The 26,777-nt window shown below is 67.6% G+C and carries 21 protein-coding genes and 2 pseudogenes; 9 read left to right on the top strand and 14 right to left on the bottom strand.

Features of this window, described 5'->3' with window-relative positions; translation table 11 throughout:
* Positions 1-99 precede the first annotated feature (99 nt).
* Positions 100-798: an HAD family hydrolase gene (locus tag ACETK8_RS18330; RefSeq protein ID WP_374037257.1), complete on the bottom strand. Its 699-nt coding sequence runs from the start codon at positions 796-798 to the stop codon at positions 100-102.
* A 134-nt stretch (positions 799-932) separates the two neighbouring features.
* Between ACETK8_RS18330 and carA the strand changes: the two genes are divergently transcribed.
* Both carA and ACETK8_RS18320 read left to right on the top strand, forming a co-directional pair.
* The gene (gene carA, locus ACETK8_RS18325; protein ID WP_374037256.1) at positions 933-2,090 is read left to right on the top strand and encodes a glutamine-hydrolyzing carbamoyl-phosphate synthase small subunit; all 1,158 of its coding nucleotides are present in this window, start codon (positions 933-935) and stop codon (positions 2,088-2,090) included.
* A gap of 2 nt (positions 2,091-2,092) precedes the next feature.
* A complete protein-coding gene (locus ACETK8_RS18320; RefSeq protein ID WP_374037255.1) occupies positions 2,093-3,046 on the top strand; it encodes a hypothetical protein in 954 nt (317 codons plus the stop codon).
* A 219-nt stretch (positions 3,047-3,265) separates the two neighbouring features.
* Here ACETK8_RS18320 and ACETK8_RS18315 read toward each other — a convergent pair whose 3' ends face one another.
* From ACETK8_RS18315 to ACETK8_RS18305, 3 genes are all read right to left on the bottom strand, one after another.
* Positions 3,266-3,532: a hypothetical protein gene (locus ACETK8_RS18315; protein WP_374037254.1), complete on the bottom strand. Its 267-nt coding sequence runs from the start codon at positions 3,530-3,532 to the stop codon at positions 3,266-3,268.
* A gap of 192 nt (positions 3,533-3,724) precedes the next feature.
* Positions 3,725-3,988: a transcriptional regulator gene (locus ACETK8_RS18310; RefSeq protein ID WP_374037253.1), complete on the bottom strand. Its 264-nt coding sequence runs from the start codon at positions 3,986-3,988 to the stop codon at positions 3,725-3,727.
* Positions 3,985-4,638, bottom strand: a complete 654-nt coding sequence (locus ACETK8_RS18305; RefSeq protein ID WP_374037252.1) for a hypothetical protein — start codon at positions 4,636-4,638, stop codon at positions 3,985-3,987. The genes ACETK8_RS18310 and ACETK8_RS18305 overlap by 4 nt, the downstream gene beginning before the upstream one ends.
* Positions 4,639-4,756: 118 nt before the next feature.
* On the opposite strand from ACETK8_RS18305, the gene dnaG reads away from it, so the two are divergent.
* The 4 genes from dnaG to ligD all read left to right on the top strand — a co-directional run bounded on the left by dnaG (position 4,757) and on the right by ligD (position 11,946).
* The gene (gene dnaG / locus ACETK8_RS18300; RefSeq protein ID WP_374037251.1) at positions 4,757-6,631 is read left to right on the top strand and encodes a DNA primase; all 1,875 of its coding nucleotides are present in this window, start codon (positions 4,757-4,759) and stop codon (positions 6,629-6,631) included.
* Between the two features lie 94 nt (positions 6,632-6,725).
* Complete coding sequence (gene rpoD, locus ACETK8_RS18295) at positions 6,726-8,684, top strand: RNA polymerase sigma factor RpoD (protein ID WP_374037250.1); 1,959 nt, start codon at positions 6,726-6,728, stop codon at positions 8,682-8,684.
* 283 nt (positions 8,685-8,967) lie between these two features.
* The gene (locus ACETK8_RS18290; RefSeq protein ID WP_374037249.1) at positions 8,968-9,318 is read left to right on the top strand and encodes a hypothetical protein; all 351 of its coding nucleotides are present in this window, start codon (positions 8,968-8,970) and stop codon (positions 9,316-9,318) included.
* 81 nt (positions 9,319-9,399) lie between these two features.
* Positions 9,400-11,946 (top strand): DNA ligase D, encoded by a 2,547-nt coding sequence (gene ligD / locus ACETK8_RS18285; protein WP_374037248.1) that lies wholly within the window; start codon positions 9,400-9,402, stop codon positions 11,944-11,946.
* Between the two features lie 144 nt (positions 11,947-12,090).
* Here ligD and ACETK8_RS18280 read toward each other — a convergent pair whose 3' ends face one another.
* Entirely contained in the window at positions 12,091-12,936 is an 846-nt protein-coding gene (locus ACETK8_RS18280) for a Ku protein (protein WP_374037247.1), read from the bottom strand.
* A gap of 174 nt (positions 12,937-13,110) precedes the next feature.
* On the opposite strand from ACETK8_RS18280, the gene ACETK8_RS18275 reads away from it, so the two are divergent.
* The 3 genes from ACETK8_RS18275 (at position 13,111) to ACETK8_RS18265 (ending at position 17,557) form a co-directional block, all read left to right on the top strand.
* Positions 13,111-14,223 carry a glycosyltransferase family 4 protein gene (locus tag ACETK8_RS18275; protein ID WP_374037246.1) on the top strand — a complete coding sequence of 371 codons (1,113 nt, stop codon included), beginning with the start codon at positions 13,111-13,113 and terminating at the stop codon, positions 14,221-14,223.
* A 110-nt stretch (positions 14,224-14,333) separates the two neighbouring features.
* Positions 14,334-16,481, top strand: a complete 2,148-nt coding sequence (locus ACETK8_RS18270) for a glycogen debranching N-terminal domain-containing protein (RefSeq protein ID WP_374037245.1) — start codon at positions 14,334-14,336, stop codon at positions 16,479-16,481.
* Positions 16,482-16,603: 122 nt separating this feature from the next.
* A complete protein-coding gene (locus ACETK8_RS18265) occupies positions 16,604-17,557 on the top strand; it encodes an FkbM family methyltransferase (RefSeq protein ID WP_374037244.1) in 954 nt (317 codons plus the stop codon).
* A 19-nt stretch (positions 17,558-17,576) separates the two neighbouring features.
* Here the strand turns inward: ACETK8_RS18265 and ACETK8_RS18260 are convergent, their stop codons facing one another.
* The 9 genes and pseudogenes from ACETK8_RS18260 to ACETK8_RS18220 all read right to left on the bottom strand — a co-directional run bounded on the left by ACETK8_RS18260 (position 17,577) and on the right by ACETK8_RS18220 (position 26,734).
* Positions 17,577-17,771 carry a hypothetical protein gene (locus tag ACETK8_RS18260; RefSeq protein WP_374037243.1) on the bottom strand — a complete coding sequence of 65 codons (195 nt, stop codon included), beginning with the start codon at positions 17,769-17,771 and terminating at the stop codon, positions 17,577-17,579.
* Positions 17,768-18,944 (bottom strand): annotated as a pseudogene (locus tag ACETK8_RS18255) (PepSY-associated TM helix domain-containing protein). The gene ACETK8_RS18260 and the pseudogene ACETK8_RS18255 overlap by 4 nt, the downstream one beginning before the upstream one ends.
* Positions 18,917-20,836, bottom strand: a pseudogene (locus tag ACETK8_RS18250) (TonB-dependent receptor); the annotation flags it as partial. The pseudogenes ACETK8_RS18250 and ACETK8_RS18255, both read right to left, overlap by 28 nt.
* A gap of 372 nt (positions 20,837-21,208) precedes the next feature.
* Positions 21,209-21,850 (bottom strand): IPTL-CTERM sorting domain-containing protein, encoded by a 642-nt coding sequence (locus ACETK8_RS18245; RefSeq protein ID WP_374037242.1) that lies wholly within the window; start codon positions 21,848-21,850, stop codon positions 21,209-21,211.
* Between the two features lie 386 nt (positions 21,851-22,236).
* Positions 22,237-23,754 (bottom strand): aldehyde dehydrogenase family protein, encoded by a 1,518-nt coding sequence (locus ACETK8_RS18240; protein WP_374037241.1) that lies wholly within the window; start codon positions 23,752-23,754, stop codon positions 22,237-22,239.
* Positions 23,755-24,069: 315 nt separating this feature from the next.
* Positions 24,070-25,023, bottom strand: a complete 954-nt coding sequence (locus tag ACETK8_RS18235; protein ID WP_374037240.1) for a GAF domain-containing protein — start codon at positions 25,021-25,023, stop codon at positions 24,070-24,072.
* A 95-nt stretch (positions 25,024-25,118) separates the two neighbouring features.
* Positions 25,119-25,469, bottom strand: a complete 351-nt coding sequence (locus ACETK8_RS18230; RefSeq protein ID WP_374037239.1) for a DUF1428 domain-containing protein — start codon at positions 25,467-25,469, stop codon at positions 25,119-25,121.
* Positions 25,470-25,612: 143 nt separating this feature from the next.
* Positions 25,613-26,101, bottom strand: a complete 489-nt coding sequence (locus ACETK8_RS18225; RefSeq protein WP_374037238.1) for a VOC family protein — start codon at positions 26,099-26,101, stop codon at positions 25,613-25,615.
* A gap of 210 nt (positions 26,102-26,311) precedes the next feature.
* Positions 26,312-26,734: a VOC family protein gene (locus ACETK8_RS18220; RefSeq protein WP_374039431.1), complete on the bottom strand. Its 423-nt coding sequence runs from the start codon at positions 26,732-26,734 to the stop codon at positions 26,312-26,314.
* Positions 26,735-26,777 lie beyond the last annotated feature (43 nt).

Raw genomic sequence — 26,777 nt, 5'->3', positions numbered from 1 at the left:
GCGCGCGAACGCCCGTCGGCGAAGGCTCGCGCGGCGGGGTCGGTTCAGGTTGTCGGCTAAGCGGCCCGTCTAAAGGCGGCGACCCCGTGGGGCAACCCTCTATGTGGCCCGTTCGGCGATCCAGGCGGGCAGGTCGGAGATAGAGGTCAGCAGACCGAAGCGCGGGTGATCCACCGGCGGCTCCGCGATCTCGTGGGCCCAGGTGACGTGATAGGGGATGTGGACGGCGAAGGCGCCGGCCTCGATGGCCGGGAGGATGTCCGACTTGACCGAGTTGCCGGCCATGACGGCCTCATCCGCTCCCGTGCCGTGGCGGGCGAAGACGCGGTCGTAGGCGCCGCGATCCTTCTCCGAGACGATCTCGACCGCCGCGAACAGATCGCCGAGGCCGGAGGCGGCGACCTTGCGCTCCTGATCCATCAGGTCGCCCTTGGTGATCAGGACCAGCCGGTATTTCTCCGACAGGGCGGCCAGGGCCTCGTCCACGCCGGGCAGGGTCTCGACCGGGTGGGCCAGCATCTCGCGCCCGGCGGCCAGGATCTCGCGCACCACCTCGGGCGGGGCGCCGCCGTCGCACAGCTCCATCGCCGTCTCGATCATCGACAGGGTGAAACCCTTCACGCCGTAGCCGTAGAGGCGCAGGTTCCGCCGCTCCGTATCGGCCATCCGCGCCTCGATGGTCGCTTCGTCGCCGTGGTCGGCGAGCAGATCGACGAACCGCGCATGGGTCAGGCGGAAGATGGTCTCGTTGTGCCAGAGGGTGTCGTCGGCATCGAGGCCTACGGTGGTGATGGGCATGGCTGTCTTCCGGTTGGGCGGCCCGTCTCGCTCAGGCTTTCGATGCGGTCAACCGACGCCGCGTTGACCCCGCCCCGGCATCCCTTTAGTCACGCCGCCGTTTGTTCGCCGGGATTCGGTGTAAGGGGACGGCCATGACCGCACAGCTTCTTCCCGGCGCGACCGGCGTCCTGGCCCTCGCCGACGGCACCATCTTCCAGGGCGTGGGCGTCGGGGCGACCGGTTCGGCGCTCGGCGAGGTGGTCTTCAACACCGCCATGACCGGGTATCAGGAGATCCTGACCGACCCGTCGTACATGAGCCAGATCCTGGCCTTCACCTTCCCGCACGTCGGCAATGTCGGCACGAACGTGGAAGACATCGAACAGATGGGCGGCGGGTCCGACACCTCGGCGCGGGGCGCGATCTTCCGCGACCTGCCGACCGATCCGGCCAACTATCGCTCCGACGCCAGCTTCGACGCCTGGATGAAGCGGCGGGGCGTGGTGGGTCTGGCGGGGATCGACACCCGGGCCCTGACCCAGCGCATCCGCGACCACGGCGCGCCCCATGCGGTGATCGCCCACGATCCGGAAAGCAAGTTCGACCTGGAGGCCCTGGTCGCCCAGGCGCGCGAGTGGACCGGTCTGGTCGGTCTCGACCTCGCCAAGCCCGCCTCGACGCTGCAGGCGTTCGAGTGGGACGAGGGTCTGTGGGAATGGCCGGAGGGCCACCCGAAGACCGAGGGCCGCAAGACCGTCGTGGTCATCGACTACGGCGTGAAGCGGAACATCCTGCGGGCCCTGGCCTCGACGGGAGCCAAGATCACCGTGGTGCCGGCGACGACGACGGCCGAAGAGATCCTGGCGCGGGCGCCCGACGGCGTGGTCCTGTCCAACGGCCCGGGCGATCCGGCGGCGACGGGCGAGTATGCGGTGCCCGAGATCCGGAAGCTGGTTGAGAGCGGCAAGCCGGTCTTCGGCATCTGCCTGGGTCACCAGATGCTGGCCCTGGCGCTGGGCGCCAAGACAGTAAAGATGGAGCAGGGCCACCACGGCGCCAACCATCCGGTCAAGGATCTGACGACCGGCAAGGTCGAGATCGTCTCCATGAACCACGGCTTCACCGTCGATCGCGACAGCCTGCCCGACGCGGTGGAAGAGACCCACGTCAGCCTGTTCGACGGCACCAACTGCGGCATCCAGTTGAAGGACCGCCCGGTGTTCAGCGTCCAGCACCACCCCGAAGCCTCGCCCGGACCGACCGACAGCCTGTATCTGTTCGACCGGTTCAGCGACCTGATGAAGGCCTGAGGATGGGCGCTCCGGCGGCGAAATCGGCCTATCTGGGCTGGCTGGCCGGAGCCGTCGCGGTGCGGAACGAACGGGTCGGCGAGGGGGCTGGGTCCGTCGACGCCGTTTTGGGCTATGCGACCGGCTACGACGCCCACGACATCGCGCCGTTCGTGCGGTCGCTGCGGTCGGTGTTCGAAGGTGAGATCGCCCTGGTCGTGGACGACCGGGAAGACATTCGCGCCCTGTTCGAGCAGCATCAGGTCCGGCTCCTGACCCCGGCGGCGGTGGAGGGGTGGGAACCCCATCCGGTCATGGCCCGGTTCGCGGCCTTCGACCGCTATCTGGCGGGGCGGGGCGACATTCGCGGCGTCCTGATCACCGACGTGCGCGACGTCCTGTTCCAGAAGCCGCCCTTCGCGCCGCAGCCGGCAGGGCTGGAGGTCTTCGTCGAGGGGGATCGACTGGGCGATCACGCCTTCAACATGAAGTATCTGCGCGCTCTGATCGGGGAAGAGATGGCCCAGGCCTTGGCGCCGGCGGCCTCGGTCTGCGTCGGCACGGTGATGGGGCCCAGGGCCGAGATCGTTCGCTTCTGCCGGATGGTGCTGATGCTGGCCGCCGTGCCGCGCTCGGAGTTCGGCGGCGCCTTCGGGGCCGATCAGGCCGCCTGCAACATCGCGGTCCACATGGGCCTGTTGCAGGCCGAGGTGAGGGAGAACTACGGCCGGGTCGCGACCATCGGCCTGACGCCGGGCGATCAGCTGGGGCTGAAGGATGGCCAGGTGATCAATCCTGACGGTTCGATCAGCGCCGTCGTTCATCAGCACGACCGCCACCCGCACTTGGCCGCCGCCATGCACGAGCGCTGGGGGCAGGGGCTTGAGGTGCGTGAGCGGGTCCGGCCGAAGAAGGCGGGCCAGCGGTGGCGGAAGTTGCGCGAGTCCGTGAAGCGTCGGCTGCCCGAGTTGCGCTGATCCGGGAGTTTCGTCCGGTTCGTCCGGACGAAATCAAGCGGACAAAACGGACGAAACGGACGAAACCGGCCCGGGCCGTGTGCTGAGGGCGGCGCATCTCGCACCGTTGTCGGCTTCGCTTGTCAAAGACCCGAAGACGACAGATGGGCGCCCGTTGGCCACGCGCAAGGGCTTTGCGCGAATAAAATCCTAGAAAAGGAATCCGGCTTGCTTGAGCCCTCAGGGCAGGGGGATGAAGCTGCGATTTTCCCGAAGGGCGCAGGCCTTCTTCACCGCCACCGGGGCAGCGTGTAGCCAATAGTCGGCGTCTTCCGGTCGGTCGGCCCGTTTTCGCTCCAGGCCGCGCAGACGGCGCTGGGCGGCGTTCAGCAGCAATCGAGCGTGGAGCGCGCGCGGCGTCAGGTCGTGGACGACCGGGGCATAGGGGGTGGCGACGGGATCGGGTCCGATGGGCTCGACCGCCGGCTGGGTGATGGCGATGAACATGGGAACGACTCTGGTACAGGTCCGGAGGGGAGGGGTGCGGCTCTTCTGCGCCTGAGTAACAGTGGGTTAACCCTGTCATCCTGTGGATAGTTCCGCATTCGGACCAAAAAATGTCTCACGAAAACATGAGCTTAAGGTCGCGATTTTGCCCGACTGGTTAAGGAAGTCTTAACGGCGAAGGTCGCTGCCCGCCTAGAGCGTATCGAGATAGTCCAGCCAGGCTTGGCGGCCGCTCGCGGTCATCACGACGCGGGTGCGCGGCCTGCGGCCGAAGAAGCCGCGCTGGAGGTCGATGAAGCCTGCCTCCTCGAGCCGGCGCAGATGGCTCGACAGGGTGTTGTTGGCCAGGCTCAGCGCCGCCGCCAGTTCGGTGAAGTCGCCTGCTCCCCTGTCGGAAAGCCAGGCGAGGACGCCCGCCCGAACACGGTTTGCGAACAGGCCGTCGGCCTCGCTCATCCACGACGCTCGCGCATCAGGATGACGGCCGGCAGGAAGGCGAGCAGCAGAAGGCAGGCGCAGGTCGCAGGGAGAATGGGCGGGGTGTTGCCGATGACCGCCATGGCGACGGCCGCGCCGAAACTGCTGATGGCGACCAGCAACAGCCAACGTCGGTCGTTCAGGATCGCCGTGACCCACCAGGCGGAACCCCAGAGAACGAGAAGGACCGGTCCCATCATGTAGATGGCGTAGACATTGTCGGTCGGAAGCTGGTCGCGGGTGAAGGTGCTGAAGCTGACCGCCGTGGTCACCATGGCGATGAAAGCCGCACTCCAGGTCGCGGTGGCCGCGCGGCTGAGGCGGATCCGGTTCGGCCCAAGGGTTCGCCACACCGTCCAGATGAAGGTTCCCAGGAACGCCAGATGGGCGGCGAAGATTCCAAGGTTCAGAAACTGGATCAGAGGACTTGGCTGATAGGCCTCTCCGGGGACCGGAAGTCCGTCGACGGCAAGACCGACCATCACAGCCAGCATCGCAAACCCGTAACCCCCTCCGAACACGGCCATCAGCAGAAGGAAGGGCGCGGGCTCGCCTCGACCGGCGCGGGCGAGGCGTTTCAGATAGGCCAGGTCGCTCTCGTCCGAGGGCGAGGTAAAGGCGTCAGGCATGTGGCGGCTCCGGTTTCATCACGACTACTTTCAATTGCAAAGTTGTCGAGTCAAGGGTTCTTGTGGAGGATGCCGGGCAGGAGTCGCTTGTCGCCGCATGCGGCGTTAATCATCGCCGGTGCGTTTCGATGACCGTTTCCTCGATGAACTGAAGGCTCGCCTTCGCCCGTCCGACGTGATCGGCCGGTCGGTGAAGCTCAAGAAACAGGGACGCGAGTGGGTGGGGTTGAGCCCCTTCTCGAAGGAGAAGTCGCCGTCCTTCTTCGTCAACGACGACAAGGGTTTCTTCCACGACTTCTCGTCCGGCAAACATGGAGACGTCATCTCCTTCCTGCAGGAGACGGAGCGGCTGAGTTTCCCCGAGGCGGTGGCGCGTCTGGCGGCCGAGGCCGGGATGCAGATGCCGGCCGAAGACCCGCAGGCCGCCGAGCGCGAGGCCAAGAAACAGGGTCTCGCCGACTGGATGGACCTGGCCCAGAAATGGTTCGCGGCCAATCTGCGTCGGTCGGTCGGCAAGGCGGCGCGCGAGTATCTGGACCGGCGCGGTCTGCCGGAAGACCAGTGGGAGCGGTTCGGCCTGGGCTATGCGCCGAACGACCGCGAGGGGCTGAAGGCGGCCCTGGTCCAGCGCGGGGCCAAGCCCGGCGACCTGGTCGAGATGGGGATGCTGATCTCGCCCGAGGGCGGGGGCAGTCCCTACGACCGGTTCCGCGACCGGCTGATGTTCCCGATCCTGGATGCGCGGGGGCGGATCGTCAGCTTCGGCGGCCGGGCCATGAACCCGGACGACCGGGCCAAGTACCTGAACGGGCCGGAGAGCCCGCTCTTCCACAAGGGGGCGACCCTCTACGGTCTACCCGAGGCGCGGCGCATCCTGGGGGCGGAATCCAAGTCGACCCAGGCCATCATCGTGGTCGAGGGATACATGGACGTCATCGCCTGCCAGCGCGCGGGCCTGCCGGCCGTAGCGCCGATGGGTACGGCTCTGACCGAGGAGCAGATGGCGCTGCTGTGGCGGGTGTCGTCCGAGCCGGTGCTGTGTTTCGACGGGGACGGGGCGGGGCAGCGGGCGGCCTATCGCGCCATCGAGCGGGCCCTGCCGCTGTTGAAGTCGGGGCGGTCGTTCCGTTTCGCCCTGCTGGAAGGCGGGCAGGACCCCGACGACATCCTGAGGGACAAGGGCGCCCCGGCTCTGCGTCAGGCCATGCAGGAGACGCGCGTCTTCGCCGAGGTCCTGTTCCGCCGCGAGGCCGAGGCCGAACCGCTGGATACGCCCGAACGCCGGGCCGGGCTGAAAGGGCGGCTGCGCGAGGCCGCCAACGCCATTCAGGACAAGGACCTGGCCGAACAGTATCGGCGCGACCTGTTCGACCGGTTCGACGCCCTGTTCCCCGGTCGGTCGGCGCCCCAGCAACGCGCGTCCCAGCAGCCGGGCGGGCGCTGGCGGCCCGGCCCGCCGCCGAAGCTGGGGCAGACCGCCGAGGGCGCCTCGGCCATGCAGGCCCTGTCGCGCGCCATCGAGCCGATGGCCGCCGCCCTGGCCCACGGCGCCATCGAGGATCCGGAGCGGATGGACGACCATCTGGAGGCCATCGCCAGCCATGGGTTCGGCGATCCGTCGCTGGACGGGCTGGCGCAGGAGCTGGTCCGCCTGCGTTTCGGGGGGCAGACGCTTGACTCTGCGGCCCTGCGTCGCCATCTCGCGAGCTCCGGACACGATGCTTTAGTGCGCGAGGTCGAGAAGGCGGCGGCAAAGTCCGGCGCGCCTTTCCTGGCCGCAAGTGCGCCCCTCGCCGAAGCAAGGGTCCGGTGGTCGCAAGGCTTCGACGCCCTGACCCGCGTGGCGGGACTGGACGCGGCGCTGGCGTCAGCGAAGTCGGGGGCCGAACACGCCTTCGACGCCTCGGCCTTCAGTCGTCTGAAGGCCGAGCGAGACGCGTTGCGACGAGCCATCAAGACCGGGACGATTTGGGACGATGGAGCGGGTTCGTAACGAACTCAGCGCCGGCGCGTTCTCTTTCGGACTGACTGTTGCAAATTTGCCGAGGGGCCGGCGGCGGCGACCTCGACGCGGAGACACTGACTGAATGACCGATACGCAGGAACAGCCCGAGACGACGACCGCTGACGGGCCGCTGCTCGACCTGACCGATGCCGGGGTCAAGAAATTCATCAAGCAGGCCAAGGCCCGCGGCTATGTCACGATGGAGGAGCTGAACAAGGTCCTGCCGTCGGAAGAAGTCACGCCGGACGCCATCGAAGACACCCTGGCGATGCTGTCCGAAATGGGCGTCAACGTCGTGGAGGCCGAAGAAGACGCGGCCGAGACCACGGGTGGCGAAGTCGCCGAGCGCGCCGAGACCTCGGTCACCGAGGGCGACGCCAAGCCGACCTATGACCGCACCGACGACCCGGTGCGCATGTACTTGAGGGAGATGGGGAGCGTCGAATTGCTCTCCCGCGAGGGTGAAATCGCCATCGCCAAGCGGATCGAGGCCGGTCGCGACGCGATGATCTCGGGTCTGTGCGAGAGCGCCCTGACGTTCGAGGCCATCATGGTGTGGCGCGACGAGCTGGCGAACAACCGCATCCTGCTGCGCGAGGTCATCGACCTGGACGCCACCTATGGCGTGCTGAACCCCTCGTCCCTGCCGCACAACCAGCCCCAGCCGCCCATCCCCGGCCAGCCGGTTCCGCCCAAGGCGGAAGACGAAGGTGCCGATTCCGAAGGCGAAAAGCCGGAAGGCGACGAGGAGGACGAAGATTTCGACGACGGCGGCGGGATGTCGATCTCGGCGCTGGAAGCCGAGCTGCGCGACGGGGTCATGGAGACCCTGGACGCCATCGCCGCCGACTTCGACGCCTTCAGGAAGCTGCAGGAGAAGCTGGTCGAGACGCGGCTGAAGGGCGAGGATCTGAACGCCAAGGACCGCAAGGCCTACGAGACCCTGTCGGCGGCCATCTCGGGCCGGCTGAAGACGCTGAAGCTGAACAACAACCGTATCGAGGCCCTGGTCGAGCAGCTGTACGCCATCAACAAGCGGCTGATCGGTCTGGAAGGCCGCCTGCTGCGGATGGCCGACAGCTACGGCATCTCGCGTCCCGAGTTCCTGAAGGCCTATTTCACCAAGGAGCTGGACCCCAACTGGGCCGAGCAGGTGAAGGACATGGGCGTCCGCTGGACCAAGTTCAGCGACGACCAGTCGACCCAGATCGCGACGATCCGCGCCGACGTCGCGGCCGTCGCGACCGAGGCCGGCCTGCCCATCGACGACTATCGCCGCATCGTCCAGACGGTTCAGAAGGGCGAGCGCGAGGCCCGTCAGGCCAAGAAGGAAATGGTTGAGGCGAACCTGCGCCTCGTGATCTCCATCGCCAAGAAATACACCAACCGCGGCCTGCAGTTCCTGGACCTGATCCAGGAGGGCAACATCGGCCTGATGAAGGCGGTCGACAAGTTCGAGTACCGCCGCGGCTACAAGTTCTCGACCTACGCCACCTGGTGGATCCGTCAGGCGATCACCCGCTCGATCGCCGACCAGGCGCGGACCATCCGCATCCCGGTGCACATGATCGAGACGATCAACAAGATCGTCCGCACCAGCCGTCAGATGCTGCACGAGATCGGTCGCGAACCGACCCCGGAAGAGCTGGCCGAAAAGCTGGCCATGCCGCTGGAGAAGGTCCGCAAGGTCCTGAAGATCGCCAAGGAGCCGATCTCGCTGGAGACGCCGATCGGCGACGAGGAAGATTCGCACCTGGGTGACTTCATCGAGGACAAGAACGCCATCCTGCCCATCGATGCGGCCATCCAGTCGAACCTGCGCGAGACCACCACCCGCGTGCTGGCGTCCCTGACGCCGCGCGAGGAGCGGGTCCTGCGCATGCGCTTCGGCATCGGCATGAACACCGACCACACCCTGGAAGAGGTCGGCCAGCAGTTCTCGGTGACGCGCGAACGGATCCGCCAGATCGAGGCCAAGGCGCTGCGGAAGCTGAAGCACCCGAGCCGGTCGCGGAAGCTGCGGAGCTTCCTGGATAGCTGATGTCAGGCAGTAGGCATTAGGCAATAGGCAATAGGGCCGCTCTGGAAACAGGGCGGCCCTTTCCTTTGATTGGAATGCGCCTTGTCATCCCGGCCGCAGCGAAGCGGAGAGCCGGGACGTGATGTGCTGATATCGTCCTGATCCCGGGCGGCCCGAAGGGCTGAACCGGGATAGAGCTGGGGCGACGACAATCGCTCCGGATGAGCTTCGCTCTCCGGAGCGGGTGGCCTGCGAAGGGAGCACCCTTCTGGCCCGCGTGGGCCGGGCGGTTCAGGAGGGACGGATGGAGGACGTCGGCCCCTTGGTCGACACGGCCTGGCGCCTGTCGCAATCCGTCCGCCACGGCCCGCCTCTACCGCCACTGGAGCCCAGCCGCGAGGTGCAGGAGGCGTGGCGCCGCGCCGAGACCAAGCGGTTGGAGGCCCGCGCCTGGAGCGAGGCCCAGCGTCTGGCCGAGGAGATGCTGAAGGACCGCCCCGTCGCCCTCGCCGGTCCCCTCAGCCTGGCCGCCTACCACTGGCGCGCGCGGGTCCTGGGCCCCGAGGTGGCCGAGGCGGATTTCCAGCGCGGGCAGTATGGCGGCTGGTGGAAGACCTATTGGGACGAGGAGGGGCGGCTGAAGGCGGTGGGATGACTGGCCGGCCTCTCGCCCTGTCCGTGCACAGGATCGTCCGCGACGGAACGGCGTTGAGTCAGGCCTTCACCGGGACGAACGATGCGCGGCGAGCTCGAGACCTATCGGAAGAAGCGGCGGTTCGACGACACGCCTGAGCCCAAGGGGCGGAAGGCCGCGTCGAAGGCGTTGGGCGGGCGCTATCTGATCCAGCGGCATGCGTCGACGCGGCTGCACTACGATTTCCGCATCGAGGCGGACGGGGTGCTGAAGTCCTGGGCGGTGACCAAGGCGCCGTCGCGCGATCCGCATGTGAAACGGCTGGCGGTCGAGGTCGAGGATCATCCGCTCGACTACGGCGGCTTCGAGGGGACCATTCCCGGCGGCAACTATGGCGCGGGGACGGTGCAGATGTGGGATGTCGGCAGCTGGAGCCCGCAGGAGCCGGACCTGGCCGCCGCCTTCAAGCGCGGTCAGATCAAGATGGTGCTGGAGGGCGAACGGCTGAAGGGGAAATGGGCCCTGATCCGGTTGAAGTCCGATCGCGGCAAGCCCCAGAGAACTGGAAAGCAGCGCAACAACTGGCTGCTGATCAAGGAGAAGGACGCGTTCGCCGTCGACGGCGAGGGCGACGCCAATATGGAGATCGACGCCTCGGTCGCCTCGGGCCGGACGATGGCCGAGATCGCGGACGGGCGGAAACAGTGGACGTCGTCGAAGCCCACGGGGCGAAAGGCGCCGCCGAAACCGAAGGCGACGAAGGCCCAGGCCTCGCACGCCAAACGGCCCCACGCCTTCGTGCCGATTCAGCTGTGTCAGGCGGTCGATCACCCGCCGGGCGGGGCGGGCTGGGCGCACGAGATCAAGTTCGATGGCTATCGTATCCAGATCGCCACCGGCGGCGGGCGGGCGACCTTGCGAACGCGCAAGGGTCTGGACTGGAGCGAGCGGTTTCCGGAACTGATGGCGGATGCGGGCAAATGGCCGGACGTCGTGCTGGACGGCGAGGTATGCGCCCTGGCCGAGGACGCCAGTCCGGACTTTTCGGCGCTGCAGGCGGCCCTGTCGGACGGGGAGACGGGCGACCTGGTCTATTTCGCTTTCGACCTTTTGTTCGAGGGGGGCGAGGACCTGAGGGACTTGCCGCTCTCGCACCGGAAGGCGCGGTTGCAGGCGGTGCTGGATCGGCTGCCGAAGGCGGCGGCGAAACGGGTGCGGTTCGTCGATCATTTCGCCTCCAGCGGCAAGGCGGTGCTGGAAAGCGCCTGTCGCATGGACCTTGAAGGGGTGATCTCCAAACGGCTGGACGCCCCGTACCGGGCGGGCCGGTCGACGACCTGGGTAAAGTCGAAATGCCGGGGGCGGGACGAGGTGGTGATCGGCGGCTGGACCTCGGAGGGGGCGCGGTTCCGGTCCCTGATCGTGGGGATCAAGGACAAGGGCGGCCTGAGGCATCTGGGCCGGGTCGGGACCGGGTTCGGCCAGTCGATGCTGAAGACGCTTCTGCCCGCGCTGAAGGCGGTCGAGACGGATCGCAGCCCCTTCGTCGGCAAGGAGGCCCCGAAAAGGACGAGCGCGGCCGGACAGACGGTCCACTGGGTCAAGCCGGTGCTGGTCGCCGAGGTCGAGCACGGCGGATACACCGACGGCGGGTCGTTGCGTCAGGCCGCCTTCAAGGGCCTGCGCGAGGACAAGGCGGCGAAGGAGGTGGACGCCGCACCCCAGGCGCCGAGTTCGGTGGTGAAGTCGGGCAAGCTGGTCGTGGCGGGGGTGACGATCTCCAACCCCGACAAGGTGCTGTGGCCCGCCCATGACGGCGAGGACCCGATCACCAAGGCCGATCTGGTCCGCTATTACGAGGCGGCGGCCGAGCGGATACTGCCCCATGTCGCCGACCGGCCGATCTCGATCATCCGCGCGCCGGAGGGGATCGGCGGCGAACAGTTCTTCCAGCGCCACGCCATGCCGGGGTCGAACCCCCGGCTGAAGCTGGTCGATGTGAAGGAGCGCAAACCCTATGTCTCCATCGTCGACGTCGGCGGGCTGGTCGCCATCGGTCAGGCGGGCGGGCTGGAGCTGCATCCGTGGGGCTGCAAGCCGGGCGATCCGGAGACGCCGGACCAAATCACCTTCGACCTCGATCCCGACGAGGGGCTGGACTTCGCCGATGTGATCGCGGCGTCCAGGGTGGTGAAGGCGAAGCTGGAGAGCCTGGGCCTGCCGCCCTTCGTCAAGACGACGGGCGGTAAGGGGCTGCATGTCGTGGTTCCGATCAAGGCGGACGCGCGCTCGGCCGTGAGCTGGGAGCAAAACAAGGCCTTCGCGAAAGCCGTGTCGGAGGCGATCCGCGCCGACGGTCCCGACCGCTTCACCACGACGCTCGCCAAGAAGGCGCGAGGCGGGAAGATCTTCATCGACTATCTGAGGAACGGGCGGATGGCGACGGCGGTTGCGCCCTGGTCGCCGCGCGCCCGGCCCGGCGCGGGGATCGCGTTTCCGCTGTCCTGGGGTCAGGTGAGGGCGGGGCTGGATCCGAAGGCCTTCACGATCCGCACGGCCCCGGCCCTTTTGAAGAAGGCCGATCCGTGGGCGGGGTTCAGGGACGCGGCGGTGAGTCTGAAACCGGGGCTGAAAAAGATGGGGGTCTAAAACTCTCCGCTCATCCCCGCGAAAGCGGGGACCCAGTTCTGTCGCGAGGCACGGCACCCGGGATGTCGGTTCGCGAGTTTCTCTTCTGACTGATCGCCTAAAGCACTGGGTCCCCGCTTTCGCGGGGATGAGCGGTAGAGAAATTCAGGCGGCCTTCTTTTTGGCAGTCGCTTTCTTGGCCGGAGCCTTTTTCGCCGCCGGTTTCCGACCCGCCGCCGAGCCCTTCAGGCTGTTCCGCAAGGCCTCCATGAGGTCGACCACATTGGTGTCGTCGGGCTCCTCCACCTCGACCACGCCCTTGCCGCCCTTCTGCTTGGCCTTGATCATGGCCCGCAGCGCGTCGTCGTAGCGGTCCTTGAAGGTGGTCGGGTCGAAGGCCGCCTCCTTCTGGCCGATGATGCGGGTGGCGATCTCGACCATGTCCTTGTCGGCCTTCACCGTCGGGATGTCGTCGAAATAGTCGTCGGCGTCGCGGACCTCGTCGTGGGCGCGGAGGGTGAAGGCGACCAGCCCCTTGCCCCGCACCTCCAGCGCCAGCTGACGCTCGCGACCGCGCAGGACCAGGCTGCCGATCGCCACCTTGCCCGCCGCCTTCATGGCGTCGCGGATGACGGCGAAGGCCTCGGCCCCCACCCCCTTTTCCGGCACCACGAAGAAGGGATCGGACCAGTAGAGGCGGTCGATGTCGTGCTCGTCCACGAACCGGTCGATGGAGATGGTGTGGGTGGTCTCCAGCTTGACCTTGTCGAAATCCTTGTCGTCGAACAGGACGTATTCGTCCTTGGACACCTCGTATCCCTTGACCAGATCGGACCGCTCGACCGGCCCGGCGTCGGGGTCGGTCGGGATCATGCGGATGCGGTTGTTGGTCTCCGGATTGATCAGGTGGAAGCTGACCCGCGCGTTCGACGCCGTGGCCGGATAGAGGCCGACCGGACAGGTCACCAGCGACAGTTTCAGATGTCCGTGCCAGGTGGGACGGGCGACCATGGGGCTTCTCCGCGCTTTGCCGGAGTCACAACGGCGTTGCGGGCAGATCCGTTTCTGAAGCCTGTCGAAATCACGGGGCGGCCCACCCTGTGCTCGCCACCCGACTTAGGAACTTCGCACCTGCGACAACATTGATGGCTACGGCCCGAGTGAACGGGTCGGAGCAAGCCGAGCATGAAGATCGCCCAGGTCACGCCGCTGTATGAGGCCGTGCCGCCGAAGCTGTATGGGGGGACCGAGCGGGTGGTCGCCCATCTGACCGACGCCCTGGTCGATCTGGGGCATGAGGTGACGCTGTTCGCCTCGGCGGATGCGCAGACGCGGGCGCGGCTGGCGCCGGTCAGGGACCAGGCGATCCGGCTGGATCCGGCGCCGCTGAAGTCGGATCTGGCGGCGCACATGACCATGCTGTCGGAGGTGATGAAACGGGCCGACGAGTTCGACCTGATCCATTTCCACACCGACATGATCCACTTCCCCTTCTTCCAGCGGATCGCCAACAAGACGCTGACGACCCTGCACGGGCGGCTGGACATGAAGGACCTGCCGGAGGTCTATGAGCGGTGGCCGGAGTTCGGTCTGGTCTCGATCTCGGACGATCAGAGACGGCCCCTGGCCTTCGCCAACTGGAAGGCGACGGTGCATCACGGGATGCCGGCGGAGCAATATGAGTTCTCAGCCAGGTCGGAGGGGTATCTGGCCTTCCTCGGTCGGATCTCGCCGGAGAAGCGACCGGACCGGGCCATCGAGATCGCCACCAAGCTGGGCCGGCGGCTGAGGATGGCGGCCAAGGTGGACGCCGCCGACAAGGTCTATTTCGAGACGAAGATCAAACCGATGATCGACGGCAATCCGCTGATCGAGTTCATCGGCGAGATCGGCGACCATCAGAAGTCGGAGTTCCTGGGCGGGGCCGATGCGCTGCTGTTCCCCATCGACTGGCCCGAGCCGTTTGGGCTGGTGATGATCGAAGCCATGGCCTGCGGGACGCCGGTGGTGGCCTTCCGCTGCGGCTCGACGACCGAGATCATCGAGGACGGGGCGACGGGCTTCCTGGTCGATACGCTGGAACAGGCGGTGGCCGCGGCGGACCGGGCGACGATGCTGGACCGCGAGGCGATCCGGGCGCGGTTCGAACTGAGGTTCTCAGCGACCGCGATGGCGCGGCGGTATCTGGATGTCTACGGCGACCTGCTGGCGCGGAAACCCTACGCCGAGGTCATTCTGGACGATGTGGTGACGCCTCTGAGGCCGCTGGAGGAAGACCGGTCGTTCGCCGTCGGGTGATCCGCGCTGAACCCTTGGCCGGTGTCGAACATTAGACCGGCGAGCGGCCTGTCAGCGCCGCATTCCGGGTGGACGGTCAGGTCAACCTTCAGCCGCATCGCGGAGATCACATGGACGATACCTATTCGGTCCAGACCACGGCCGCCGAGGTCAGCGACACCGGCACGCTGGAGACGTTGCAGGCGCTGAAGGACGGCGACACCTTTCTGGTGGCCGACGGCTGGGGCGATCTGAAGGGCGGGGCGGACGGCCTGTTCGACAAGGACACCCGGCTGTTGTCGCGGTTCGTGATGACGGCGGGGCTGGCGCGGCCGTCGCGGCTGAGTTCCGGCGTGTCGCGGGACAACGTCTTCTTCACCGCCCATTCGACCAACCGGCCCCTGCCGCCCATGGGCGGGCGGTCGGCGCCGGCGGGGGTGCTGCATATCGAGCGGCGTCGGTTCCTTTGGGACCAGCGGATGTTCGAGCGGGTCAGGATGTCGAACCACGGCATCGAGGACGTGCTCTTGCCGCTGGCCTTCGATTTCGGCGCGGACTTCGCCGACATCTTCCAGGTGCGCGGGACGCTGAGGGAGAAGCACGGGACGCTTCACACGCCGACGCACGATGGACGGCGGGTGGTGTTCCGCTACACCGGTCTGGACGGAGTGGATCGGACCAGCTGCCTGTCCTTCTCGGAGCCGCCGGCGCGGCTGAACGGGACGCGCGCCGAGTTCATGTTCAGCCTGCCGACCGGCAAGAGCGTCGATCTCTACATCGAGTGCGGGGCCGAGGCCTGTATCGCGCCGGACGCGGCGCGGTGGCGGGAGAACGCCCTGCTGGCCCGGCTGTCGATGCGGCGTCGGCGTCGGCGCGGGGCGTCGTTGCGGGGGCCGCGCAGTCCGCTGTTCAACGCCTGGCTGGACCAGTCGCGGGCGGACATGGCGCTGTTGACCACCGACCTGCCGACGGGACCGTATCCGTATGCGGGGACGCCGTGGTTCTCGACGCCGTTCGGGCGCGACGGGATCCTCAGCGCATGGCAGATGCTGTGGCTCGATCCGTCGCTGGCGCGGGGCGTCCTGACCTATCTGGCGTCCCGACAGGCGACGGAGGTTTCGGCGTTCAGGGACTCGCAGCCCGGCAAGATCATGCACGAGACGCGCGGCGGCGAGATGAGCGCCCTGCACGAGGTGCCGTTCGGCCTCTACTACGGCGGGGTCGACACCACCTGTCTGTTCGTCGCCCTGGCCGGCGCCTATGCGAAGCGGACCGGCGATCTGGAGCTGATCCGCAGGCTGTGGCCCAATCTGGTCGCGGCGACCGAGTGGATGCGGGACTATGGCGACAGTAACGGCGACGGGCTGATCGACTATGCCCGCGCGGCCGAGACAGGTCTGTCGAACCAGGGCTGGAAGGACAGTGAGGATTCGATCTTCCACAGCGACGGACGGTTCCCGAAGGGGCCGATCGCGCTCCTGGAAGTGCAGGGCTATGCCTATGCGGCCTGGCTGGCGATGGCGGATCTGGGCGTCCGGCTCGGGGATGCACGGGCCCAGGCCTGGGAGGATCACGCCCACGAGGTGCGCTTCCTGGTCGAGAACAAATTCTGGATGGAGGACGAGGGCTTCTACGCCATCGCCCTGGACGGCGACGGGGAACAGTGCCGGTCGATAGGGTCGAACGCGGGCCATCTGTTGTTCAGCGGCCTGCCGTCGCCGGAGCGGGCGGCGAAGGTGACGCAGCGGCTGCTGTCCAGCGAGTTCAGAAGCGGCTGGGGTTTGCGGACGCTCGCCAAGGGTCAGGCCCGGTTCAACCCGATGAGCTATCACAACGGCTCGGTCTGGCCGCACGACACCTCGCTGGGCGTCGCCGGCATGGCGCGCTATGGCGAGCGGGACGCGGTGTCGATGATCCTGGGCGAGATCTATACCGCCGCCAGCCACTTCCACATGCGGCTGCCCGAGCTGTTCTGCGGCTTCGAGCGCGAACCGGGCGAGGGGCCGATCGCCTATCCGGTGGCCTGCCTGCCCCAGGCCTGGGCGGCGGGCTCGGCCTTCCTGATGCTGCAGGCGGCGCTGGGCGTGGATGTCGATGCGCTGGAGGGGGTGGTGTTGGTCAACAACCCGACCCTGCCGACCGGGGTGGACCGGCTGACGGTGTCGAACCTGGGCGTCGGAGACTCGCGTGTCGATCTGATCTTCGAGCGGATCGGCGAGGGCACCGTCCTGATGCCGCGCGGCAAGACCGGCGACGTGCGGATCGCGACCGTTCGCTGAGGATCAGGCGAGCGGCGATCCGTCGCGTGACGCGGTGCACCCAGAGATTGTTGCAAAGCCGCGCGTCGCCCTCTAGCCAAGAGCTCCAGTCAAGGTGGTCGCAGCGTCAGGTGAGTAGGTCCATGAGTTCGAACGCAGGCGAAATCGTCGATCAGGCCTATCGCTGGATCCTGGGGCGCGAGGCGGACCCGGACGGACGCGCCTTCTACGTCGGGGCGGTGGAGCGCGGCCAGCTGGACGCGGCCAGGCTGCGTCGGCTGTTCCTGGACTGCGACGAGTTTCAGAGCGGGCCGTCGCTGACGGTGGTCGAAAGCGACGGGGTCCATGTCGTGGTCGATCCGAACGAGCCCGATTTCGGCGCCACCATCGCCCATCACGGCACCTGGGAGCCGACGATCGGGCAACTGATCGAAGACTCCCTTCCGGTCGGCGGGGTCTTCATCGACGTGGGCGGTAACGTGGGGGTCATGTCCTTCCGGGCCGCGCGCAAGGTGGGGCCTGGCGGCCGGGTGTTCGCCTTCGAGCCCAACCCCCTGAACGTCGACCGTTTCCTGCGGGGCGTGATCGCCAACGCCCTGACCAACGTGACCCTGTTCCCGGTGGCCGCGTCCGACCGGACCGGGCCGGTGTTCACGCTGAAGAATTCCAACGGCAAGGTGGTGGCGGCGACCGACGTGCTGCAGGCCGAGAACGCCAGCCAGGCCATGGTCCCCGACGATCTGCTGGTCCATCTGGACCGGATCGATCTGGTCAAGCTGGACATCGAGGGTTTCGAGGTTCAGGCCCTGCGCGGGTTGACGGCGACGCTGGCCAGGCACCGGCCCAAGGTGCTGTGCGAGTTCAATCCCGTGTGCCTGCGCCCGCACGGCGGGGTCGAGCCCGAGGTGCTGGCCGATCTGATCTTCTCCATGACCGGGCGCGTCACGGTGATCCACGGCGACGAGTTTTTGGGCGAGGTCGACAGCGCGGCGGCACTGATGGATCTGTGGCGACACCGCGATGCGGCGATCGCGGCGACCGGCCATCTGCCGGCCGGCTGGACCCATTTCGACCTCTTCTTCCAGGTCGATCGCTAAGAAGCACGCGGGAGGGGCGTCAGGCCCGGTGAACGCGGGCCCTGGCCCAGACGATCGCGGCGACACAGGTCGCGATCAGGGCGGCGAAGATCCAGTCCCAGACGCCGTCCGTCAGCAGGGCGCCGACGAGGCCGGTCAGACTGAGGACGCCCAGTGCCAGTGGCCACTGGAAGATCCGCCAAAAGCTCTGGTCCTTGAGGTTCTTCCGGCTCATGCGCGCTTCTTCTTGGTGAGCCAGAGGTAGAGGCCGGATCCCAGGATGACGATGGTGGCGAGGTCCAGAAGGGCCCAGAGGATCTTCAGGGCCAGTCCGCCGTAGTCGCCGAAGTGGAGCGGCTGGGACAGCGACAGGGTCTTCACATACCAGGGCATGGGGGCGACGGCGGCCAGTTCGCCGGTGCGGATGTCGATCAGGGCGGGCGTGATCATGTGCGTCGTCAGCGGCGTGTCGCCGTGGAAGAAGACCGCATAGTGGTGGTCGGTCGTGTACTCCGTGCCGGGGAAGGCGACGAACTGGAGCTGCATGCCGGGCAGGGCTTTCTGCGCGCGTTCGACGGCGGCGGCGAGGGAGGAGCGTTCCGACAGGGGCGCGGGGGATGCGTGGGCGGCGGCGAGCTCGGCCAGGGCGTCTTCCTTCCACACCGCGAGGATGGGCGTGGCCAGGGTGTTGACGATGCCGGTCACCCCGACGACCAGGACCCAGGCCACGGTGACCGCGCCCAGGAGGTTGTGCCAGTCGAGCCAGCGGGTGCGGGCGGCCTTCTCCAGACGCAGGGTCCCGAACGGCAGGCGGCGCATGAAGGGGGCGTAGAGGACGACGCCCGACACCACGGCGACGACGAGCAGAAGGCCCATGAAGCCGAGGAACAGCATTCCGGGCAGGCCCAGGAACATGTCGGTGTGAAGCTGGAGGATGAACTCCATCACCGGGTGGCCGGCGACCAGGGGAGCCGCGTCGCCACTGGTCTGGTCGATGGGCTGGAAATGGTAGGCGGTCGAGCCGGGCGGGGCGGAGGTGACGTTCACCACCGGCCGGTCCTCGTCGAAGCTCATGAAGGCGGGGACGTCGCCCGGGTGGCGGGCGAGGGCCGTGTTCAGGACCTGATCGAGGTCGAGTTTGGGCCCTTCCGGGTTCGCCGCCTCCCACGGCTCATGGAGGAGGACCTCGTTGAGCTCATGGGAGAAGACCAGCGGCAGGCCCGTGACGCACAGCATCAGGAGGAAGAGCGTGGAGACCAGGCTCGACCATTTGTGCGTCCAGGACCAGGCGCGGATCGTTGACGGCTTCATACGCCCTTAGAACTCGGCGGAGACCGAGAGGGAAAGGGTGCGCGGGGCGCCCAGCGACAGATAGTTGGCGCCCGGATAGCCGCCGACGGCGACCCACTGGTCCTTGTCCGCGATGTTCTGGATGCGGGCGCGGGCGGTCAGGTCGCGACCGCCGGCCGTGAAGGCGTAGCGGACGCCGGCGTCGAAGCGGGTCCAGCTGTCCAGCTGGACGGTGTTCAGGGCGTCGACTTCCTGTTCGCCCGTGTAGACCGCGCGGCCTTCGAGGGTCAGGCCGGCGAGTTGCGGCACGTCCCACTCGACGTTGACGTTGCCCTGGACCTCGGGGGCGCCGATCGGGGTCTTGCCGGCGAGGGCGGCTGTGGCCGTCTTCGTCAGCTCGGCGTCGAGGAAGGTCCAGCCGCCCAGGATGCGCAGGCCGTCGCGCGGCTCGCCGAAGAAGGCGATCTCGAGGCCCTGGTTGCGTTGCTCGCCATTGGCGCCGAAGCGGTTGTTCTGGATGAAGGCGCTCTGCTGCGTCGTGCGGAACAGGCTGACCGAGCCGCCGAAGCGACCCACGTCATACTTCATGCCGACCTCGAACTGCTCGCCGACGAAGGGCTCCAGCACTTCACCCGGGTTGGCGATCTGGGTTCCGCCGGGGGTGTTGAGCGGCGCCGTCTGGCCGGGGATCAGGGCCTCGGCGTAGTTGGCGTACAGCGAGATCTGTTCGATCGGCTTGTAGACCACGGCCACGGCCGGGGTGATGGCGTCGCTGCTGTACTGGCTGAGGAGGGCGCCGGTGTTGTAGTCGAAGGCCTTGGTCTCGATCTCCTGATAGCGGGCGCCGAGGGTGACCAGGAGGCGGCCGTCCATGAAGCCCAGCATGTCGGCGAGCGCCAGGCTGCCGTAGTCGACGGCGCCGACTTCGCGCGGCGAAGACAGGTTGCCGCCGACGAAGAAGTCGGCGACCGGCGGGGCGACGGCGACCGGGTTGTAGAGGTTCGAGGCGAAGCCCGCGAAGTTCGAGAAGGCGTAGGCGTTCTTCTCGCGCGACTGGACCATCGAGGCCGAGGCGACGATGCGGTGGTTCACCGGGCCGGTGTCCAGCTCGGCGCGGACGCCGATGTCGCCGGACCAGACGCTGTCCTTGCGGTGGTTGTCGAAGCGGTAGGCCGAGGTGACGCCGTTCGGCTGGGCCGTCGGGTTGGCCAGGCTGTTCCGCTCCTCGCCTTCACGACCGCCCAGGGCGGCCCAGGCGGTGACGCTGTCGGTCAGGTCGAACTCGCCGCGGGCGACGCCGAACAGCTGGGTCTCGTCGGTGTAGGTCCAGGGCTGGGCGAAATTCTTCGACGCGTCCGGGGCGGCCGGGACGGCGCCGGTCGGGGTCACGGTCGGACGCGGGGCGTCGATCCGCTGGTCCTGCCAGCCCAGGTCGGCCGAGAAGCGGGCGCGGTCGCCGCGACGGTCCAGGCCCAGGCCGATGACGTTCAGGGTGCGCTCCTGATCGTCCACCGCGCCCTCGCCGTCGCGACGGGCGACGTTGAGGCGCAGGCCGTATTCCTGATCGGCGCCGAAGCGACGGGCCACGTCGCCGGCGACGTAGACTTCGCCGCCGCCTTCCAGACCGACGGTGGCGCGGGTCAGGGGATCGTTCCCGGCGCGCTTCGGCGTCAGGTTGATGCTGCCGCCGATGGCCGAACCGCCGGGGGCCGCGCCGTTCAGGAAGGCGGTGGCGCCGTGGAAGACCTCGACCCGCTCCAGGAACTCCGAGGCCACGAACTGGCGCGGCAGGATGCCGTAGAGACCGTTGTAGGTCATGTCGTCCGAATAGATCGGGAAGCCGCGCAGGATGTAGAGCTCCTGGAAGTTGCCGAAGCCCTTGGAGACGCGGACGGCGGGGTCGTTCTGCAGCACGTCGGCGACGCTGCGGGCCTGCTGGTTGCGGGCCAGTTCCTCGGTGTAGGCGGTGACGGCGAAGGGGGTATCGAGCTGGCCGAGCGTGCCGAACATGCCGACGCGTGCGCCGCGCGCGACCTGACCGCCGGCATAGGGGGCCGAGATGCGGACCTGCGAGCCCGTGACGATGACCTCTTCCAGCTGGTCCGTCTGTTGCGTCGTCTGGGCCTGGGCGGCGCCGGCGAGGACGAAGAGGGCGGTGGTGGAGAGGGCGAGGGTGCGGAACATGGGAGTGACCTGAAAATGAGAACTGGTCGCATATATGTTTGTGCGAGTGCGAACAAGCGGCGCTTTTGTGGCGGTTCGCCGTGTGGGGTTGCCGCGAGAGCGGTCGTCAGGAATGTCGGAGAAGGGTGGGACGCTGACATGAAAACGGCCCCGCCTGTCGCCAGTGGGGCCGTTTCCTAATTCAGAAAGCGGAGTCGATTAAGCCACCATACGACGACGCTGGATGTATAGGGCCGCTCCGCCCGCCAGGACCGTGCCAAACAGAATCATCGCCCATTCCGACAGGGTTGGAACGGGGGCCGGAGCCGCATCCGTATAGGTGGCGCGGAAAAACCCTTCGTTGCCCGAGCTCTCGCCGAAGCCATCGAAGAAGCCACCGTCGAGGTAGAAGTTGCCACCTCGGAGGACAGCGGCAGCGTTGAGGGGGACCGCACTATAGCCGACGATCACGAACTGCTCGCCCGGCGTGACCGGAAGCCCGGCCCCTGACAGGGTCAGGGTATCCATCTCATAGGCGGGGTAGGCAGAGCCGGCGCCGATCGTTTCCGCCGAGGAATCGACGAGGGCGCCGACCGCGCCGCTGCTGTATCGATAGAGCCGCAGCGAGTAGGCGTCAGGCGTGGATATGTAGGCTACGCCCAACGCGGCGGATGTCAGATGGGTCACGCCGGCGGGAACGGTGAAGACCTGACCTGTGCCTATGCCGCCGTCCATGGGCTGGGCGCCGTCGGGCGTGCCAGTGGAAAAGTCCGTGGTGGTCTGAGCCCAAGCCGGAGCCGGAACCGCAGCGATCATGGTCAGGATCGCCGCCGAGGCGACGATAGCGGCAAGACATTTCATGGAAATCCCCCTTACTGACTCGTAGTTCTGGCAGTGGTCTGAGCCGATAGCAACGGCGTTCCGGCATGTGTCCAGACCCGGCCAAAAGCGCTGATCCGCGTCTCACGGCTTGAGATTTGGGGAGCAGCCGACGCGGGCTGACCGCAATTTTTCGGCGGGTTCGCCGCAACAGACCGGCGGGCCGTCCGCCGCTTCCTGAAATGGGAGAGATTATGACCGTCAATGTCCTGATCCCCGCCGAACGCGGTCACTCGTTCAATCACGGCCCCCCGCCGCCACTGAGACAAAAGAAAGGGCGGCGCCGGGGGGAAGACGCCGCCCTCAGTGGGGGAGGAACCGTATCTCGCCACGCCTCGGGTCAACCGCCCGGCGCGGCCTCGCGCCCCCTAGAAGAAGCCGAGTTTGTCGGGGCTGTAGCTGACCAGGAGGTTCTTGGCCTGCTGGTAGTGGTCCAGCATCATGCGGTGGTTCTCGCGGCCGATGCCGGACTTCTTGTAGCCGCCGAAGGCCGCGTGGGCGGGGTAGGCGTGGTAGCAGTTGGTCCAGACGCGACCGGCCTCGATGCCGCGACCGGCGCGGTAGGCGGTATTCATGTCGCGGGTCCAGACGCCGGCGCCCAGGCCGTATTCGGTGTCGTTGGCGATGGCGATGGCCTCGTCCAGGGTCTTGAAGGTGGTGACCGACAGGACCGGCCCGAAGATCTCCTCCTGGAAGACCCGCATGTGATTGGCGCCCTTGAAGATGGTCGGCTTGACGTAATAGCCGCCGGCCAGGTCGCCGGAGAGTTCGGGCTGGTCGCCGCCGGTCAGGACCTCGGCGCCCTCGGCACGGCCGATGTCGAGATAGCCGAGAATCTTCTTGAGCTGGGCGTCCGAGGCCTGGGCGCCGACCATGGTGTTCGGATCGAGCGGGTCGCCGGCGACGATGGCTTCGACGCGGGCGATCGCCTTCTCCATGAAGGCCTCATAGATGTCCTCGTGGACCAGGGCGCGCGAGGGGCAGGTGCAGACCTCGCCCTGGTTCAGGGCGAACATGGCGAAGCCTTCCAGCGCCTTGTCGAGGAAGGCGTCGTCGTGATCCATCACGTCCTTGAAGAAGATGTTCGGCGATTTGCCGCCCAGCTCCAGCGTGACCGGGATGATGTTCTGGGTCGCGTATTCCATGATCTTCTGGCCCACGGCGGTGGAGCCGGTGAAGGCGATCTTGGCGATGCGCGGGTTGGTGGCCAACGGTTCGCCGGCCTCCTTGCCCGTGCCCGAGACGATGTTGACCACGCCCGCCGGGATGAGATCCTGGATCAGTTCGATGACCAGAAGGATGGAGGCGGGCGTCTGTTCGGCCGGCTTCATCACCACGCAGTTGCCGGCGGCGAGCGCGGGGGCCAGCTTCCAGGCGGCCATCAGGATGGGGAAGTTCCACGGGATGATCTGGCCCACCACGCCCAGCGGCTCGTGGAAATGATAGGCGACGGTGTCGTTATCCAGCTGGGAGATGCCGCCTTCCTGGGCGCGGATGCAGCCGGCGAAATAGCGGAAATGGTCGATGGCCAGCGGGATGTCGGCGGCCAGGGTCTCGCGGACCGGCTTGCCGTTCTCCCAGGTCTCGGCCTCGGCGATGGCCTGGAGGTTCTGCTCCATGCGGTCGGCGATCTTGTTGAGCAGGACAGCCCGCTCGGCGACAGACGTTCTGCCCCAGGCATCCTTCGCGGCATGGGCGGCGTCGAGCGCCAGTTCGATGTCGGCCGCGTCCGATTGCGCGACTTCGCACAGGACGCGGCCGTTCACCGGGGAGGTGTTCTCGAAATAGCGACCGGCGACGGGGGCGACCCACTCGCCGCCGATGAAGTTCTCGTAGCGGGGTTTGAACTTGGGCGTCACGGCGCGGATGAAGTCGGGCTTGGTCATCTGAGGTCTCCGTTGTTTCCAGGCGCGCCGGTTGGTGGCGTCGTCGTTGGAGACAGAAGGGGGCCTGGGGTGCGGCGAGGCTAGGGGTGCGAAGGATGGTGCGGCGCACACCTGTCGCAGGGGTGAGACAGGTTTCCTTCTCCCCTTGCGGGAGAAGGTGGCCGAGCGAAGCGAGGTCGGATGAGGGGTACGGGGACGCGGGCGCGATGCGTCCGGTGCTCACCCGGCTGAAGTGAGTTTCACCCCTCACCCGATCGCGCGAGGACGATCGCTACGCTCTCGTGCGCGATCTCCCTCTCCCGCAAGGGGAGAGGGTCAGAGACCCAGCCGGTTCATCTTGCGGTGCATGGTCGCGCGGCTGACGCCGAGGGCGCGGGCGGCGGCGGAGACGTTGCCGCCGGAGCGGGCGAGGGCGCGGCGGACGGCGCCGCGTTCCGCTTCGAGAAGGTCGGCGTCCGACGCCCGGCCCAGCAGGTCGGCGGCGGGGAGTTGGGCGGCGATGCGGGCGTCGGTGATCTTGAGCGCCAGACGGGCGGCGCGGGTGGCGCCGATGACGAGGTCGTCGCGGTCCACGGCCAGCAGGGCGGCGGAACGGTCGGCGTCGTTTCCGGCCAGAACGATGCGGGCGTCGGCGAAGGCCTGGCGGAAGGCTTGCGTCTCGATGGCGCGGGCGGCGTCTCCGACGGCGTTGGAGATCAGGCCCAGCATGATGGCGGTGGCGTCGGCGCGGGCGGAGGAGACGTCCAGAGCGCCCGCCAGCCGACCCAGATGGTCGTGGATCGGGTGGGTGGTGCAGCTGAGGCCGGTGTTGCGGGTGTGGAAATGCTGGTCGCGGTGGATGGTGACGGGGCGGTGCTCGGCCAGGGCCGTGCCGATGCCGTTGGTGCCCTCGGCGGCCTCGGACCAGTCGGCGCCGGGCCAGAGGCCCCACTGGTGGAAGGTGTCGTCGTCGACGGGGGAACCGCGGCGGTCCACCGCGATGCCCTGCGCGTCGGTCAGGATCACACAGCAGCCGGTGTCGCCCACCGCCTGGAACAGGCGGTCCAGCACGGGCTGGGCGGCGAGGGTCAGGGGCTCCATCGCCTGACGGGCCTCGCGGAGACGTTCGGCGGTGACGGTGCGGGCGCGGCCCCCATCCTCGGGCGCCAGACCGTGCAGGGTCATGGAGCGGCGCCACGAGGCGGCGATGGCGGAGCGCGCCGGCCCCGCCTCGTCGTCGATCGCGCGCCGGATCCGGTCCGGGTGCTCTGCGTCCGCCCTGGCGTCCACGTTGTGCTCCGTGGCCTGTGATCAGGAGTTCAGCAAAGGCCCGAACCGGCCCCAAGTAAAGCGCGACCTTAGGAGGGGGCTAGCGCGCGCGGGCTCTAGCGCTCTTCGAAAATGGGTTCGAAGCCGCCCCACATCATGCGCTTGCCGTCGAAGGGCATGTCCATGTCCTGCCAGGCCGGGTCGGTTTCCATCGTGGCGAAACAGGCGTCGGCGGTCGCGCGGTCGGGCCATTTCAGCCAGGAGAAGACGACGACCTCGCCCTCTTCCAGCTTCACGGCCAGGTCGAAGCCGGTGACCTTGCCGGGCGGGACGTCGACGCCCCAGGTCTCGACCTGTTCGATGGCGCCGTACTTCTTGAACAGGGGCCAGCTCTTGGCGGCCGAGGCGATGTAGCGATCCTTGTCGGCCGCTTTGACGGGGGTGAGGAAGCCGGAAACGTAGGGCATCTTGGTTCTCCTTCGGAGGGCGCTACCGCTCGGCTCGCGGAGCCTCGCTGCTTGAGCGCCGGTTGGTTGGGGTAGTCGTGGTGGCTCGTGTGGTCTTGAGGTGACCGTGGGGCAGACGTCGGGGAGGGTCTTGTACGAAGCCGTCAGCCGGCGGCGTCGGCGGCGGCTTCCAGGGCGGCGATGTCGATCTTTCGCATCGTCATCATGGCGCCGAAGGCGGCCTTCGCGCGGGCGGGGCTCTCCTTGTAGAAGGCCATCAGGCGTTTGGGCGTGATCTGCCAGTTGACGCCCCAGCGGTCCTTGCACCAGCCGCACATGCTCTCCTCGCCGCCGTTGCCGACGATGGCGTTCCACAGACGGTCGGTCTCGGCCTGGTCGTCGGTGTAGATCTGGAAGGAGACGGCTTCCGACTGCGGGAACTGGGGTCCGCCGTTGAGGCCGAGGAAGGTCTTGCCCGCCAGGGTGAACTCCACGACCAGCTCCTCGCCCGCCTTGGTCGAGGGATTGTCCGTCGGGCTGGAGAAGGTCGAGTCGACATGGCTGTCGGGCAGGCCGAGCGAGACGTAGAAGTCAGCGGCGGCGCGCGCTTGGCCGAGGTCGTACCAGATGCAGGGGGTGATCTTGTCGGGCATGGGGGTCGCTTCGCTCCTTTTTGGTGGCCCTATGGTCGGCTCGCGGAGCCTCCCGGCTTGAGGGCGGTTGTTGGCGCCCAACGCTCGCGACGCGTTCCCGCCTGCGCGGGAATGACGAAGCTCGCTACTTGAGGCGCGGGGTTTGAGGCGTGACGCTCCGAAAGGAACGCGGGGCGTTCGCGCCCGCTCCGCTGTCGGGGCGGTTGCGGATCAGGCCGCCTGCATGTCCGGCGGGCCGTCGGCGGCGGCCTGGGGGTCCATCCAGACGTTCTCCCAGATGTGGCCGTCGGGGTCGCGATAGCTACGGCCGTACATGAAGCCGAAGTCCTGGGCCGGGGTCGGGTCGGGGCTGCCGCCGGCCTTCGTCGCCTTCTCGACGATGCTGTCGACGTCGTTCTTGTCCTCGCGGGTCAGGCACAGGAAGACCTGGGCGCCCTTGTGCGCGTCGATGATCGGAATGTCGCCGAAGGTCGCCCATTTCGCGTGGGTCAGCAGCATCACATAGATGGTGTCCGACAGGACCATGCAGGCGGCGGTGTCGTCCGAAAACATCGGGTTCTTCACCCCGCCGACCGCCTCATAGAAGGCGACGGACCGCTGCAGGTCGGTGACGGGCAGATTGACGAAGAGCATCTGGGGCACGGCTTCATCCTTGTTGGGCGCTACCGCTCGGCTC

The organism is Brevundimonas staleyi (assembly GCF_041893865.1).
GTDB lineage: Bacteria > Pseudomonadota > Alphaproteobacteria > Caulobacterales > Caulobacteraceae > Brevundimonas > Brevundimonas staleyi.
Note: the sequence above shows the minus strand (reverse complement) of the source record. Positions and strands in the feature narration are given on the sequence as shown.